Origin of the sequence: Actinomadura sp. 9N407 (assembly GCF_044326315.1) — a bacterium.
In the GTDB taxonomy this organism is placed as follows: Bacteria; Actinomycetota; Actinomycetes; order Streptosporangiales; family Streptosporangiaceae; genus Spirillospora.
Genome location: NZ_JBIRAW010000017.1, coordinates 151,773 through 165,879, shown reverse-complemented (window position 1 = coordinate 165,879; position 14,107 = coordinate 151,773). Strand labels below are relative to the sequence as shown.

The 14,107-nt window shown below is 71.7% G+C and carries 12 protein-coding genes and 1 riboswitch; of the genes, 6 read left to right on the top strand and 6 right to left on the bottom strand.

Features of this window, described 5'->3' with window-relative positions:
* Positions 1 to 11: 11 nt before the first annotated feature.
* The 4 genes from ACH34Q_RS26055 to ACH34Q_RS26040 all read right to left on the bottom strand — a co-directional run bounded on the left by ACH34Q_RS26055 (position 12) and on the right by ACH34Q_RS26040 (position 6,011).
* The gene (locus ACH34Q_RS26055; RefSeq protein WP_395985683.1) at positions 12 to 662 is read right to left on the bottom strand and encodes a LysE family translocator; all 651 of its coding nucleotides are present in this window, start codon (positions 660 to 662) and stop codon (positions 12 to 14) included.
* Positions 663 to 693: 31 nt separating this feature from the next.
* Positions 694 to 1,932, bottom strand: a complete 1,239-nt coding sequence (locus ACH34Q_RS26050; protein ID WP_395985682.1) for a glycosyltransferase — start codon at positions 1,930 to 1,932, stop codon at positions 694 to 696.
* Positions 1,925 to 4,930: a CDP-glycerol glycerophosphotransferase family protein gene (locus ACH34Q_RS26045; RefSeq protein ID WP_395985681.1), complete on the bottom strand. Its 3,006-nt coding sequence runs from the start codon at positions 4,928 to 4,930 to the stop codon at positions 1,925 to 1,927. Before ACH34Q_RS26045 ends, ACH34Q_RS26050 begins: the two co-directional genes overlap by 8 nt.
* 220 nt (positions 4,931 to 5,150) lie before the next feature.
* Positions 5,151 to 6,011 (bottom strand): CHAP domain-containing protein, encoded by an 861-nt coding sequence (locus ACH34Q_RS26040; protein WP_395985680.1) that lies wholly within the window; start codon positions 6,009 to 6,011, stop codon positions 5,151 to 5,153.
* Between the two features lie 10 nt (positions 6,012 to 6,021).
* Positions 6,022 to 6,179, bottom strand: a riboswitch (cyclic di-AMP (ydaO/yuaA leader).
* Between the two features lie 306 nt (positions 6,180 to 6,485).
* Between ACH34Q_RS26040 and ACH34Q_RS26035 the strand changes: the two genes are divergently transcribed.
* The gene (locus ACH34Q_RS26035; RefSeq protein WP_395985679.1) at positions 6,486 to 6,782 is read left to right on the top strand and encodes a hypothetical protein; all 297 of its coding nucleotides are present in this window, start codon (positions 6,486 to 6,488) and stop codon (positions 6,780 to 6,782) included.
* A gap of 138 nt (positions 6,783 to 6,920) precedes the next feature.
* Here ACH34Q_RS26035 and ACH34Q_RS26030 read toward each other — a convergent pair whose 3' ends face one another.
* On the bottom strand, positions 6,921 to 7,565 hold the full coding sequence (locus ACH34Q_RS26030; RefSeq protein WP_395985678.1) for a TetR/AcrR family transcriptional regulator: 645 nt from the start codon (positions 7,563 to 7,565) through the stop codon (positions 6,921 to 6,923).
* A 268-nt stretch (positions 7,566 to 7,833) separates the two neighbouring features.
* Here ACH34Q_RS26030 and ACH34Q_RS26025 point away from each other — a divergent pair, with 268 nt between their 5' ends.
* The 3 genes from ACH34Q_RS26025 to ACH34Q_RS26015 are packed head-to-tail and all read left to right on the top strand — an operon-like array spanning position 7,834 to position 10,512.
* Positions 7,834 to 8,520 (top strand): nitroreductase family protein, encoded by a 687-nt coding sequence (locus tag ACH34Q_RS26025; RefSeq protein ID WP_395985677.1) that lies wholly within the window; start codon positions 7,834 to 7,836, stop codon positions 8,518 to 8,520.
* Positions 8,517 to 9,335 carry an SDR family oxidoreductase gene (locus tag ACH34Q_RS26020; protein WP_395985676.1) on the top strand — a complete coding sequence of 273 codons (819 nt, stop codon included), beginning with the start codon at positions 8,517 to 8,519 and terminating at the stop codon, positions 9,333 to 9,335. Before ACH34Q_RS26025 ends, ACH34Q_RS26020 begins: the two co-directional genes overlap by 4 nt.
* A gap of 4 nt (positions 9,336 to 9,339) precedes the next feature.
* Positions 9,340 to 10,512 (top strand): cytochrome P450, encoded by a 1,173-nt coding sequence (locus ACH34Q_RS26015; protein ID WP_395985675.1) that lies wholly within the window; start codon positions 9,340 to 9,342, stop codon positions 10,510 to 10,512.
* Between the two features lie 69 nt (positions 10,513 to 10,581).
* Here ACH34Q_RS26015 and galE read toward each other — a convergent pair whose 3' ends face one another.
* The gene (gene galE / locus ACH34Q_RS26010) at positions 10,582 to 11,592 is read right to left on the bottom strand and encodes a UDP-glucose 4-epimerase GalE (protein WP_395985674.1); all 1,011 of its coding nucleotides are present in this window, start codon (positions 11,590 to 11,592) and stop codon (positions 10,582 to 10,584) included.
* A 282-nt stretch (positions 11,593 to 11,874) separates the two neighbouring features.
* Between galE and ACH34Q_RS26005 the strand changes: the two genes are divergently transcribed.
* The gene (locus ACH34Q_RS26005; protein WP_395985673.1) at positions 11,875 to 12,534 is read left to right on the top strand and encodes a response regulator; all 660 of its coding nucleotides are present in this window, start codon (positions 11,875 to 11,877) and stop codon (positions 12,532 to 12,534) included.
* A 198-nt stretch (positions 12,535 to 12,732) separates the two neighbouring features.
* A complete protein-coding gene (locus tag ACH34Q_RS26000) occupies positions 12,733 to 14,106 on the top strand; it encodes a hypothetical protein (protein WP_395985672.1) in 1,374 nt (457 codons plus the stop codon).
* The last annotated feature ends 1 nt before the right edge of the window (position 14,107 follow it).

The following is a 14,107-nucleotide window of genomic DNA, read 5'->3' as shown; positions in this document are numbered from 1 at the left end:
ATGGACAGGGCTCATCGAATGGACGGGGCCGCCTTTCCCGGGGCCGCGAACGCCGCCACCAGGCCCAGCGCCAGGTAGACGGCGCCGGTCGCGTAACGCCCGCCGCCCCGGAGGCGGGCGGTCCCGCGACGGCGCAACCGGCCGCCGATCGAGGCCGCCACGATCGCGTACAGCAGGTCGCTGGCCAGCCCGATCAGCGCGACCGCCAGGCCCAGGACCGCGATCTGCGCGGGTACGGCCCCCGCCCGCTGATCCACGAACTGCGGCAGGAACGCCAGGAAGAGCAGGATCACCTTGGGGTTGAAAAGGTTGATCAGCAGGCCGTCGAGGTAGACCCGGCCCAGCGCGCGCGGCTCGGGCGCCTTGCCGGCCGCGTCGCCGGAGCGCCCGCCCCGCAGCGTCCGGACGGCGAGGTAGACCAGGTACGCGGCGCCCGCGTACCGGACCACGGAGAAGGCGGTCGCCGAGGCCGCGACCAGCGCCGACAGTCCCGCCGCCGCAGCGGCCACATGCACCAGCGTGCCGGTCTCCACACCGAGCGCGGACGCGATGCCCGCCCGCCGCCCCTCGGCGACGCTGCGCGCGGTGATGTAGAGGTGGTTGGGACCAGGGATCGCGATCAGCGTGGTGGCCGTCAGCAGGAAGAGCAGCGGATGCGTCATGGTCCGTAAATTAAGCCCGCGGACCCGGCCATCACAGATCCAATCGACGCTCACGAATCCGGTCCATCGCCCCGGCCGGCTCGGGCACCGGCGGTACCGCTGACAGGGGCGGGAGGTCGCGGTGGAGTAGGTCGAACAGCCATTCCCAGCGGTCCAGTACCGCTGCCGGGTCGAACCGGCTTATTGCACCAGGCGCCGCAGTGCCCAGCCGCCGGCGTAGCCCCGGGTCCAGGATCAGGCGCTCCAGCTCGGCGGCGAAGCGGGCGGTGTCGCCGGCCCGAACCAGCAGTCCGTCGACCCCGTCGGTGATCACGTCCCGGACGCCGGGCGCGCAGTCGAACGCGACCGCCGGGAGCCCGGCCGCCATCGCCTCCAGCAGCGCCATCGGCAGGCCTTCCTGGCGGGACGGCAGGGCCAGGATCGATGCCCGGCCCAGGGCCTCCATCACGTGGGAGGTCACCCCGGCGAACTCCACGGATCCGGCCACCCCGAGGCGCGCGGCCAGGTCCCGCAGCTCGTCCTCCTGCGGGCCCGCGCCGTACAGCCGCAGCCGCCAGCGCGGATGGCGCGCAGCGATCGAGGCCCAGGACTCGATCGCCATGTCCACGCCCTTCTCGTGGGACAGCCGCCCCACGCAGGCGACCACCGGCTCCCGCCGTATGGCCGCGGGGACTGGCATGACGGGCAGCGCGTTAGGGATGTGGTCGGCGTTGGAGAATCCGTCCCGTGCCCATGCGTCGGCGTCCTCGGCCGTTAGCGAGAGCATCCGGTCGACCCCCGCGTACAGCTCCTTGACGCGCGCGTACCGCGACGAGGCGCGGCTCGCCTGGTACGACTCGTGCGACATCCCCACGACCCGCAGCCCCCGGGTACGGGCCTGGGCGACCCATTCCATCGCCCAGACCTGGGCCACGATCACCACTCCACCGGGCCTGGCCTTGGCCAGGAGCTCCGACAGCCGATCCGCGCCGCGCCGTACGGTCGCCGCACGCCTGTTCTCCCTTAGCCGGGACCAGATGTCGGCGCGCGCGCGCAACGTACGAGGGCGCCACTGCAGGGTGGGCAGCGTCCAGGCCTCATGCAGGCACTCCACCCTGTACGGCAGGTCGGCCTCATGGTGATGTGGCTCAGTTCCCCGTGTGATGCCGACCAGGGTGATGCGGTGGCCGCGGCCCGCCATCAACCGGGCCGTGTCATGGGCCCATTGCTGGACGCCGCCCATCTCCTCGACGTTGTTGCACACGATGAAGATGTCCCTGGAATCAGGCACGCCGCGTTCCCTCCCTGAGGTTCCTGGAATCCCTGAAGAACCGGTCGACGACCGCCCTGGCGGCCGTGCCGCGGTCGTGCTCGCCATAGCGCGCCGCGAAGGCGCGGCGGCGATCGGCGTAGTCGCTCCGTACCGCGTCCAGGCCGGACAGCGCGGCGAACAGCGCGTCCTCGTCCGCCACCACCGGGCCCGGGGCCTCCTCGGCCAGGTCGAAGTAGCCGCCCTCGCTCTCCCTGCCGCGCGGTGCCCAGGATTGGCCGCGGGTGACGTTCGGGGGGCCGTCCCGCTCGGCCTCCCCCGGCGTGTAGAAGATCATCGGACGGTCCAGCAGCGCGTAGTCGAACATCACCGAGGAGTAGTCGGTGATCAGCGCGTCCGCCAGCAGCAGCAGGGGCGTGATGTCGGCGATGTGCCCGACCGTCCGAACCGCGTGCCGCAGCCGGCGCGGCAGGACCGTCCGGCTCAGGTAGTGCGGCCGTACGAGCATGATCTGCGCGCCGCCCAGCTCGGCGGCGAAGCGGGCGGCGTCGAACGGCAGCCCCGCGCGGGCGATCGGCCTGCCGTTGGGCCCGCCCCGGAAGGTCGGCGCGTACAGGACCACCTCGCGCCCGTCGTCCAGGCCCAGCTCGCGGCGCAGTTCGGCCAGCTCGCGCGCCAGTTCGGGGTCCCGATCACCGGTCACGAGCGGGTCGTTGCGCGGGTAGCCCACCGGCAGCAGTTCGGCGCTGACACCCATGCCCGGCACCAGCGTCCGCTCGTCATGCTCGGAACGGACGAGGAAGCAGTCGTACCGCTCGACCATGCGCCGGAACTTCTGCTGCTCGGCGCGCGAGGCGTTCTTGAGGCTCGGCTTGTCGAACCCCATCAGCTTGTACGCGGAGCCGTGCCACGTCTGGACGTACGTGGTGGCCTTCCGCTTACGCAGCCCCTCAGGGAAGCCCTGGTTGTCGACCCAGAACTGCGCGCGCGCGAGAGCGAGGTAGTACGGCCATGACCCGCGACGCACGAGTGTGGCGTCGGAGGGAAAACCCTTGGGGCTCCCCTCGTACGACCAGTACGCCCGCACAGGAATGCCCGAACGGCGCAGCTCCCGGTAGATGTACTTGGGATTGTCGGAGTACTGCTTGCCCAGATGGCTTTCAAAGACGACCGTGCCTCGCCGTACCGGAAGCCTTGAGAGCACCCGGTTGAAGACGGCGGTCTTGGTCTTGCGAGCCGTCAGGTTGCGCCGCAGGGATTTCCGTAGGGCGCGCGCCGACCGTTCCACCTGGAGGGCACTGCGCCAGGCCCGGCGGCCGGCGGCGCTGCGGCGGAACCCGCGGATCGCGGCCACGGTGGGCCGGGTCAGCCGTCCGCCTCCTTCGAGAACGAACGTCAGGTTCCCCGCCTCCGTCACGTACGACCTCAGGCTCGTACCGGCCAGGCGCGTGAGCCTTGGACGGACCGCCAACCGCACTCCGCTGATTCCCGGGTGCTCCGCCGTACCGGCGACCCCTGCCTCGCCCGCCCTTCCCTCGTGCCTGTCCACGGCCCCCCTGTCCACGGCGATCCGCAGGACGAGGCGGTCGTCGTTCACCCGCATGATCAGCCGGGCGTCCCAGAGCGGGTCCACGAAGCCGAGCGGGCGCAGCCGGTGCCGGGAGTCGAACGCGGCGCGCCATGCGATCCGGTCGCCGCGATGGTCGAGCCTGGCCGGAAAGCGGACGGCCCGCGCGCGGTGCCGCCGGTCCCGCAGCTCCAGCTCGCCGCGCAGCCGGGCATCGGCGGGTACGCGGCCGAGCGGGTTGGCGACCCATCCGGACATCCGGGCGCGTGACCCGGCGCGGCGCAGCTCGGTCACGATGGTGGCCGGCCGCAGCTCGTTCAAGGGCCGGGCGTGGATGCCCAGCGCGGTGATGTCCAGGATGTCCCGGCCCGGCCCGTCCTGGAGGTGCCGCTCGCCCCAGTAGATCCGGCCCTCCTGCTCGATCAGCTCGGCGCGGAGCTCGGGGACCTTCTTGCGGGCGAACTCGGCGGCGGCGATCGCGCTCTCCAGATCGCCCCGGCCCACCAGGTACGCGGCGATCGCGGGCAGCCGGTTGGCCGCCTCCAGCGCTCCGGGATGCAGCTCGGCGACGTACGGGGCGGCCAGCTCCAGAAAGCGCCGCCGGTAGCCGGCGTCGCGGACGCGCAGGTCGTAGAGGTAGAGCAGCAGGTCGTGGTTGACGAACTTGGCGTCCTTGGCCAGCTTGAGCTCGGTCGCCCCGTGCGAGCGGAAGACCCGGTCGATCCGGCGGTGGATCTCCAGCCGGTCGGCCAGGTTGCCCAGCTCGCGGCGGCGGTTGGAGATCGAGGGCCGGTCGGCGTGCGGCTCCACGTACCAGGTGTAGACCCGGTGCGGGACGACCGCGATCCGGCCCGCCGCGAGGTACGCCTCGGCCGAGAACAGCAGGTCCTCGTAGTGCAGGCCCTCGACGAAGCGGAGGCCGCCGGCGACCAGGAAGTCGCGGCGGTAGCACTTGTTGGTCGAGAGCGTGTCGTACAGCAGGTCGGGGTGATCGAGGACGGAGTCGTGCACGGCCCGGCGCCGGTAGAGCCGGGGGTACCAGAGCGTCTCCCTGGCGTGCGGGCCCAGATGTGACCGTACGCACAGGCCGGAGACGAGATCGGCGCCGGTCTCCTCGGCGGCGGCCACCATGGTCAGGCAGGCGTGCCGGTCCAGGACGTCGTCGCTGTCGAGGAACATCACCCGGGCCCCGCGGGCGTGCTCGATCCCGACGTTGCGGGGCCGGCCGCAGCCGCCGGAGTTCTCCGGGAGGTGGACGGCCCGGACCCGGCCGGGATGCGCGGCGGCGAACCGGTCGGCGACCTCGCCGGTGCCGTCGGTGCTGGCATCGTCGACGATCACCACCTCGACGCTGCGCAGCGACTGGGCCAGCACCGAGCGGACGGCGCGCGGCAGCCGCCCGGCGTCGTTGTAGGCGATCACGACGACGCTGACGTCGGGCCGGACCCGCATCCCATCCCCCTTCGCCCGCTTTCGACCGTTCCGGGGTAGGCATTTCCAGCCAGGCCCATTGCCGGGTCGATCTGGGATCAAGCGGACGTCAATGTTCGGGGGTGATCTCCGTTATGCCCCAGAACATGGGGAAACGCCGAGGGCGCCCGGCCACCATGATCATGGTGGCCGGGCGCCCTCGGCTCGGGTCCGTCAGCACGGGTTCATCACCCGCGCGGGATCACTTCCCGCGGTAGTCGGGGTAGCCGTAGCCGGCCACCTGCGACACCTTGCGGGTCTTCTCCTTCACGGCGTTGCCGGTGTTGCCCTCGACCGTGTCGATGGTGCCGTCGCCGTTGTCCTTGACGACCAGGCCGACGTGGTTGATGGACGAGATGCCGCCGCCGTTCCAGGCGAAGAACACCACGGCGCCGGGCTTGGGCTCCTGGCCCCAGCGGCCGGTCTTCTTGAACCACATGGCGTGCTGGACGGTGTAGGCGTCCCAGCCCATGCCCTTGACACCGGTCTGAGCGCCGACCCAGGACACGAACATGTTGCACCACTGGGCGCCGTTGTAGGCGGACACGTTGCCGCCGTCACGCTGGGCCGTCAGCTTGGCGTTGTCGGTGCCCACGTACCAGTCGTGGAACTTGGTCTGGCCGCCCTTGCCCTCGGAGATGCCGACCTGCTTCTTGGCCAGGCCGATCACTTCCTGGGCGGTGGCGGCCTTGGCGCCGGCGTTGGCGTCCTTGGCCGAACCGGCGTCCTCCTGGGCGTCGCCGGCCTCGCCGGCCACGGTGCCGGTGGCCTTCTGCGAGGTCGACTCGGTCTTGCCGGCCTTACCGGCCTTGTCGGTCAGCTGGTCGACGGCGGCGTGGCCGCCCTTGCCGACACCGGCCACGCCGGCGACGGTCTGCACCTGGTCGGCGGTCGGGGTGGTGGAGGCCACCGCGCCCATGGCCGAGCCGAGGGCCAGCACGCCCATCGTGGCGCCACCGATCACACCGGCGGCGGCGCGCCCGCGGAGGGCGAAGGTCTGGGAGGTCAGTTCGCTCGTACGGACGCGGAGAGCGGCGAGAGCGGGAGAGTTGCGGAACGACAAGTCAGAGTCTCTTTTCTTCCATGGCCGCCTACCGGGTTAGCTGTCGGATTCGGGCATGGAAGTCGCCCTACGGCACACGCGGACGTGCGCCGATTCACCCCAGGTTGGTTGGGTCCCCGGCTCCTGGCACCGCTGTGCGGTGCGGAACGGACTCGGCGGTCCGGCGGCCATGAAGCGCCACCGGCACTGCGATCAGATGGATGACGGTCGTGCGGGTTCATGGACCGCACACACGACCTCGGGTGGCGGGATCCGGCCGTCCGGCTCGGTCCGCCCTCCCGATGAGCGACGCATGGGGTGCATCGCGGAGGTGGTCAGAAGGTATCAAACTTCTTACTTGTGGCAAATCCGGGGCAAAGCACCCGGCCCTAGGTTCAAAACCACCCACACCTCGCATCTCTTCCCGACATCTGGGCATGATCCGGACGCGGAACCGCACCGCGCCCCAGTGGCGCCCGGGGAGGAGACGGATCGATGGGGTCGGATTTCGGGTTGTTGGCGATCACTCTGCTGGGACTCGCGGGGCTGGGCGTGGTCTGCCTCGCCCTCGCCGTGGCCGGGGGGCTGATGCTCGCCCGCTCCCTCGCGGAAAGGCTGCCCGTGCGGGCCTCCGGGGCCCCGCTGCCCGTCCGCAGGCCGGCGGAACGGCAGCGCCGGCCGGGCACTGAGGAAAGCGCCGGAACCCAGGGCGAGAAGCAGCGCGAGACGCCGGGCGAGAAGCGGAACGAACCGCGGAGCACGGCCCGAACGGCACGGTCAGCGTCGAACTAGCCGAGACAAAGGCCACACCAAGCCAGGGTCACGAACGGCCGCGAGACACACCTCACACCGCAGAGGCCCTTTACCTCTGCCTACACCCCGGTCTGCCTTCACCTACGGCCCCGGCTTCGCTTACGGCGCCGGCTTTGCCTACGCGCCCGCTCCGGCCCCTGCGCCCGCTCCAGCCTCGGCGTTCTGTCCCGCGATGGCGCCTGCCAGGACGAGCCGTCCGGCATCGCGGACCATCGCGGCGACCTCGTCGACCGGCGTGCTCAGTGAGGTCAGGCTGACCAGGGCCGCCAGCAGCACATGGCCGAGAACGATCTCCACCTGGTCCCGCTCGGGGACGGGGTCGCCGATCGCGGCGGCCAGCCGGTCGCGCAGGAACAGGAACAGCACCGTGCGGTCGTCCTCGACGCTGGAGTCGTCCGAGGTCACCGCCTGGACGATCGCCGAGGCCAGCGGGATCTGCTCCGCCCCGGCCCGGACGATCCGCTCCAGCAGGGCGGTGAGCCGCTCGACCGGGGTGTCGCCGACCGCGAGCGCGTCGATGTCGGCGGTCACCCGCTGCGCCCAGCTGGCGGCCACCTCGGTGAGCAGATGGTCCTTGGTCGCGAAGTAGCGGTAGACGGTGGCCCGCGCCACACCGGCGCGATCGGCCACATCGTGCATGGTCACGGCCGGATAGCCGCCCTCAAGCGCCAGCATCCGGGCGGCCTCGATCAGCCGCTCGCGACGGGCCTGCTGTTCCTTGCTGAGGGTCCGCGTGACGGTGAACCGCACATCGCCGCTCAACGCGCCTCCTTCGGTGACCGAACGTGTGACCGCGGCCATCCTCTCGTACATCCGTTCCCATCGCGCCCCCGGTACCGGCGGAACGGGCCTCGCACGCGTTCCAGGGCCGCCCGATTCCAGGGCCCGCGGCGGCCTTGTCCGGCCACCGCCCGGCGGGCGAGGATGCAACGGACGCGGCCGGGATTCGCCCTATCGCTTGCTTGGTTGCGACGCTAGTTTAGACACGGGTCTCCAGGTACCGGACGGGGACCACGAAACGGGAGCACGGATGCCGATGGAGTTGCACGAGGCCCTCTACACCACCCGCGCGATGCGGCGGGTCCGGCCGGATCCGGTCCCGGTGGAGGTCCAGCGCAGGATGCTGGACGCCGCCGTACGGGCGCCCAGCGGCGGCAACAGCCAGAGCTGGCGGTTCCTGCTGGTCGACGATCCCGGCCTGAAGGGCCGGATCGGGCCGCTCTACCGGGACGCCATGGACAAGCTGTGGAAGACCGTCTACAAGGAGCGGATCGACGCCGCCAACGCCGATCCCGAGGACCCCGACAGCGCCCAGATGCTCCGCGTCGTGAAGTCCGCGCAGTGGCTCGCCGACCACTTCGAGGAGGTCCCGCTGTTCCTGTTCGGATACACGCGGTTCGACCCGAACGGCGGCTCGATCTTCCCGGCGATCTGGAGCGCCCAGCTCGCCGCCCGCGCCGAGGGCGTCGGCAGCTCGATCACCTCCGTGCTGAGCTTCTTCCACCCGGACGAGACCAACGAGATCCTCGGCGTCCCCAAGGACGAGGGCTGGTCGATGGCGTGCTGCGTCTCGTTCGGCTACCCGACCGGCCGGTGGGGCGTGGCCGCCCGCCGTCCCGCCCACGAGGTCAGCCACCGGAACGCCTGGGGCGCCCCGGCCGGCTTCGAGACCCCCGAGCCGCTCTGGACCCCCGAATCGCTCAGGAGCCCGACATGACGTCATCGCGCCTCGACGGCACGTCCGCCCTGGTCACCGGAGGCGGCAGCGGCATCGGCCTGGCCTGCGCGCGGCGGCTCGCGGCCGACGGCGCGGACGTGATGATCTGCGGCCGTACCGCCGAACGGCTCCAGGCCGCGGCCAAGGAACTCGGCTGCCGGTACGTGGTGGCCGACGTCGTGGACGAGGACCAGGTGGCGGCCGCCGTCCGCGCCACCGCCGCGACCTCCCCGCTGCGGGCCGTGATCCACTGCGCGGGCGGTACCACCTCGGTCGGGCCCATCCCCCAGCTCGACACCGCCGCCTGGCGCGACACCCTGGAGCTCAACGCCACCGGCACCATGCTCGTGCTTAAGCACTCCGCGCGCCTGATGGCCCGTACGGGCGGCGGCGCGTTCGTGGCGATCTCCTCGATCGCCTCGTCCAACACGCACCGCTGGTTCGGCGCGTACGGCGTCTCCAAGGCGGCGGTGGACCACCTGGTCCAGCTGGGCGCCGACGAGCTGGGCGGGGCCGGGATCCGGGTGAACGGGATCCGGCCGGGCCTGGTGCGGACCGAGCTGGTCGCCGGGATCACCGACCCGGGACCGGTCCTGGACGACTACCTGGCCTGCATGCCGCTGGACCGGGTCGGCGAGCCCGAGGACATCGCCGAGGCCGCCCGCTTCCTGGCCGGGCCCGAGTCGTCCTGGATCACCGGCCAGGTCGTGAACGTCGACGGCGGCCACCACCTGCGCCGCGGGCCGGATTTCCGGGCCGTCTTCGAGCCGATGTTCGGTGCCGAGGCGCTCGGCGGAGTCATCCCTGAGGAGTGAGGCAATGCGCACGACCGTGGACCTGCTGGACGGCGAGATGTACGCGGGCGACCCCTGGAAGGTGTACGCCGAGCTGCGTGCCGGGGCACCCGTCTACCACGACGAGGCCAACGGGCTGTGGGGCATCTCGCGGCACGCCGACATCTTCGCGATCGAGCGCGATGCCAGGACCTGGACCAACTCCGGCGGGTACCGGCCGCAGCTGACGCCCGCCGATCCGTCCATGATCGGGATGGACGATCCCGAGCACGCCCACCGGCGCCGCATGGTCTACCGGTGGTTCACCCCGCGCGGGACGGCCCGCTACGCCGACCGGATCAGGGCCACGGCGATCGACTGCATCGACACCGCCCTGGAGGCCGGCACGGTCGACGCCGTCCCGGCCCTGGCCGCGCCGCTGCCGGCGCGCGTGATCGGCTGGCTGCTCGGCTTCCCCGACGACGCCTGGCCGCGCCTGGTGGACTGGTCGGCGACCGCCGTGCTGGCGGGCGGCGGGCTGCGCTACGTCACCCAGGAATCGACCGAGGCGGCGGCCGGGTTCGCCGTGGCGGCCCTGGAACTGGCCAAGGAACGGCGCGGTTGCCCGGCCGACGACCTGATGTCGATCTGGGCCAACGCCGGGCCGGACCAGCCCGCCTACGACGAGGAGCATCTGGCCCACGAGGCGCTGCTGCTCCTGGTCGGCGGCGCCGAGACGACCCGTACGGTGATCGCCACCGCGCTCGACGCGCTGATCACCCACCCGGACCAGTGGCGGCTGCTGCGCGACGACCCCTCGCTGATCCCGGACGCGGTGGAGGAGTTCGTCCGCTGGACGACGCCGATCCTCAACATGTGCCGGGTCGCGGCGGCCGACACCGAGGTACGCGGCGTACCGATCCCGGCGGGCGAGCAGGTCCTGCTCATGTACGGGTCGGCCAACCGGGACGAGGAGGTCTTCGACCGGCCGGAGGTCTTCGACGTCACCCGGCGCCCCGGCGACCACATCGCGTTCGGGCTCGGCCCGCACTTCTGCCTGGGCGCCTCGCTGGCCCGGCTGGAACTGCAGATCTTCTTCGAGGAGTTCATCGCCCGCGTCGGCACCGCCGAACGCGCCGACGACCAGGGTCCCAGAATCCTCCCCAACGCCTTCGTCAGAGGCGTGACGGAATTTCCCATCACCCTCACCCCGCGTTGACTCGTGGCGTGTTCGCCCCATCGCCGCCGGCGAAAGGCGAACACGCCACGAGTCAACGGGACGGCGTGATCAGGCGGCGTCGATTGTGCTGCGCCGCGACGCCCATTCCAGGGAATGGCGGATGGCGTCCTCGATGGAGAATTCCGGCTTCCAGTCGAGCATTTCCCGTGCCTTGGCCGGGTCGACGAAGGCTCCCACCACGTCGCCCGGCCGGGCCGGGGCCTCCTCGACCCTGAACCCGTCGCCCACCACCCCGCGGAAGGCCTCCACCAGTTCCCGTACGGTCGTCCCGCCGCCGGTGCCGAGGTTGATCACCTCGTAGCCGCGGCTCCCGTCCGGGCGCTCCGGCGGGATGATCGCGTCGAACCGGTCGGCGGCCTCGCAGAACGCCCGCGCGATGTCCCAGACGTGGATGTAGTCGCGTACCGCCGTACCGTCGCGGGTCTCCCAGTCCACCCCGGTGATCCGGAACGGCACGCCCAGCTCGTACGACTCGATCATCTTGCCGAGCGCGTGCGTGGGCTTGCTGCTCTGCAGGCCGGTCCGCATCAGCGGGTCGGCCCCGATCGGGTTGAGGTAGCGCAGCGAGACGACCCGCAGGCCGTAGGCGGCGCAGAGGTCCTCCAGCAGCAGTTCGGCCATCATCTTCGAGCGGGTGTAGGGGTTCTGCGGCTCCAACGCCGAGAGTTCGGTGACCGACAGATCGGGCTCGGGGCGGTACATCCCCGCGGTCGAGGCGAAGATCATCCGATCGCAGCCGTTGCGGATCAGATGGCCGGCCAGGTCCAGCGTCCTGGTCAGGTTGATCTGGTAGTAGCGCTGCGGATCGGCCATCGAGTCGGGCACCACGATCAGCGCCGCGCAGTGCACCGCCACGGCGATGTCGGGATGCGCCGCGAAGATCTCGTCGACCAGCGCGCCGTCGCCGATGTCGCCCTGGTAGAAGACCTTTCCCTGGGTGAATTCGTGTCGGCCGGTGACCAGGCTGTCGAGCACGACGGGGGTGATCCCCCGTTCTGCGAAGGCGGAGGCGATCGTGCTTCCGATGAAGCCCGCTCCCCCGGTGATCAGGACCTTCATATCGCTTCCCTCGAACGCATCGAGCCCCCTACGAATCGGTACGCACAGCTTCGGCACGCCACCGCGCGTGGTCAACGGGCCGATCGCGAGGTGACCGGGTCCGGACGGGCGTGAACTTCCGCCGCCCGGCACGCGTCCGCGCCCGGATCCCTTCCCGCGACCCTCACCTGCGCCGATCCCGGCGATACGGCCGGTCCGATGACGCACCGTTCCCGTACGTCCAGGTCCGGAGTACAGCGTTTGCGGGTTCCGGCCGGCCACCGCACCGTCCATGGTCGTCCCATGCAGCAGCCCATCCGCGTCCTGATCGTCGACGACCACGCCCTGTTCGCCGAGGCCCTCACCGCCCGGCTCGGCAGGGAACCCGACCTGGTGATCCTCCCGGTGGCCGGCGACGCCCGCCGCGCCCTCGCGCTGGCCGCCACGGAGCGCCCGCACGTCGTGGTGCTCGACCTGATGCTGGGCCCCGAGAACGGCCTGGACGTCCTGGACCGGCTGCGCGAGCACCACCCCGACGTCCGGGTGGTGATCCTGTCGGCGATGAGCGAGGTGGACGCGATCGTCCAGGCCGTCCGGCGCGGCGCGATCGGCTGGCTGTCCAAGACCGAGAGCGCCGACCTGGTCGCCCGCGTGATCCGCGGCGCCGCCCGGCGCGGCGGCTGGCTCCCGCCCGACATCCTCGGCGACGTCCTGCGCCGGCTGATGAACGACGCCCCCGAACCGAACGGCGGCGGCCGCCTGCTCGCCGAGCTGACCCCCCGCGAACGCGAGGTCCTCCAGTGCATGGTGGACGGCCTCAACCGCGCGGAGATCGCCGACCGCCTCGGCCTGTCCGCCAACACCGTCCGCACCCACACCCAGAACCTGCTGGCCAAACTCGACATGCACTCGGCCCTGGAAGCGATCACCCTGGCCATGCGATCAGGCCTGAAACCCCGCTGACCGCCACCCGCGCCGGCCACCCGCCCGTCCCGTCGACTCGTGGCGTGTTCGCCTTTTGGAGCGGTCCAGAAGGGCGAACACGCCACGAGTCGACCTTGGGGGCCCCTCAAAATGACGTAGCGGGTGATGGTCTCGTTGGGCGAGTCGGTTTGGTGATCGCGTTCCTACGCTCGGCTGGACGATGCCGGGAGGAAGATCGTGGAGATCGACGAAGTCGCCGCGCGGGTGGTTCGCAGCTACTGGGCGCTCCTGCTGGCCATGACGCTGCTTCCGCTGGTGCTGGCCGCGCTGGTGATGTCGGCGCAGGAACCGCCGCACAAGGCCGTGTCCCGGATCCAGGCCAGCAGCCAGGCCACCGACGCGGCGCCCGGGGACGCGGGCGTCAGCATCGTGGTGAGCCAGGTCAAGGCGTTCGCGACCAGCCGCACGCTGGTGGACCGGGTGCTGCGGGAGCAGCGGCTCACCCGGGATCAGGTCGAGCTGGCGAAGCGGACCTCGGTGGCCGGGCTCGGTACGTCGACGGTGGTGGAGCTGACGATCGAGGACGCCGACGCGGCGGTGGCCCGGCGGCTGACCGACGCGATCGGGACCGCCGTGGTCGCGGAGATCAACCAGTCCAACCAGGGCGCGATCACCGCGCAGCTGGCCACCATCGAGAAGCGGATCCGGGAGCTGGAGAAGCGGCTCGGGCCCCTGTCGCGGCAGGCCGGGGCCATTCCGGTACCCGACATCCAGGCGGCCAACGAGCGCGAACGGGTCGCGGCCGAGCTGAGCGATCTGCGCACCAGCCGCACCGAGCTGCGGACGCAGCTGAGCACGACCGGTACGGCGTCGGTGGTGCAGCCGGCGGTGCTCGCGCCCCGGACCAACCCGGTGATCATGATGGCGGCGGTGGCGGGGCTGGTCGGGCTGGTGGCCGGGATCCTGATCGCGGTCGTGATCGAGATGTTCCGGCCGACCGTGCCCGGCCAGTCGCGGGTGTCGCGGCGGCTGGGCGTGCCGCTGCTGGGCTGGGCCGATCGCGGCGACGCCGAACTCGCCGACCTCGGCCGCCGGATCCGGCTGGCCGCACGGCGCGAGCAGGTCGGCAAGGTGGCGCTGGTCGGGGCGGGCGGGCCGCTGCCGCCCGAGCTGGTCTCCCGGGTCGCGGCGGCCGTGTACGGGGACGACACCAAGGTCGTCAACGCCCGTCCGGGCAAGGCGTCGTCCAACGGGAACGGCCCCGCCGAGCCGGGCGAGGACGGCGGCACGAACGGCGGCGGCGAGGACGCGGGGTCCGACACCTCGGTCGTACGGGCCGGGGCGCGCAGTGCCGGGACCGCCGTCATCCCCAAGAAGTCCGGCGAGGTCACCTCTCCCAGTGAGGTCACGCAGCCGGTGCTCACCCGTTCGGTGTGCCATGTGCACGCCTTCGAGGACATCGACCCGGGCGCCGACGACGTGGTCGGCGTGGTCGCGGTGGCCGGGCCGGTGACCCGCGTCTCGGGCCTGGAGTCGGTCCGCGACCTGGTCACCGCCTCCGGCTGGCCGCTGCTCGGGGTCGCCGCCACCACGCGAAAGATCAAGGGGTAGC

Coding starts and splice junctions, on each gene's coding strand:
- ACH34Q_RS26025 (WP_395985677.1), top strand. CDS start 7,834: ATGCCGATGGAGTTGCACGAGGCCCTCTACACCACCCGCGCGATGCGG.
- ACH34Q_RS26015 (WP_395985675.1), top strand. CDS start 9,340: ATGCGCACGACCGTGGACCTGCTGGACGGCGAGATGTACGCGGGCGAC.
- ACH34Q_RS26045 (WP_395985681.1), bottom strand. CDS start 4,930: ATGCGGGTCCGGCCCGACGTCAGCGTCGTCGTGATCGCCTACAACGAC.
- ACH34Q_RS26005 (WP_395985673.1), top strand. CDS start 11,875: ATGCAGCAGCCCATCCGCGTCCTGATCGTCGACGACCACGCCCTGTTC.
- ACH34Q_RS26055 (WP_395985683.1), bottom strand. CDS start 662: ATGACGCATCCGCTGCTCTTCCTGCTGACGGCCACCACGCTGATCGCG.
- ACH34Q_RS26020 (WP_395985676.1), top strand. CDS start 8,517: ATGACGTCATCGCGCCTCGACGGCACGTCCGCCCTGGTCACCGGAGGC.
- galE (WP_395985674.1), bottom strand. CDS start 11,592: ATGAAGGTCCTGATCACCGGGGGAGCGGGCTTCATCGGAAGCACGATC.
- ACH34Q_RS26035 (WP_395985679.1), top strand. CDS start 6,486: ATGGGGTCGGATTTCGGGTTGTTGGCGATCACTCTGCTGGGACTCGCG.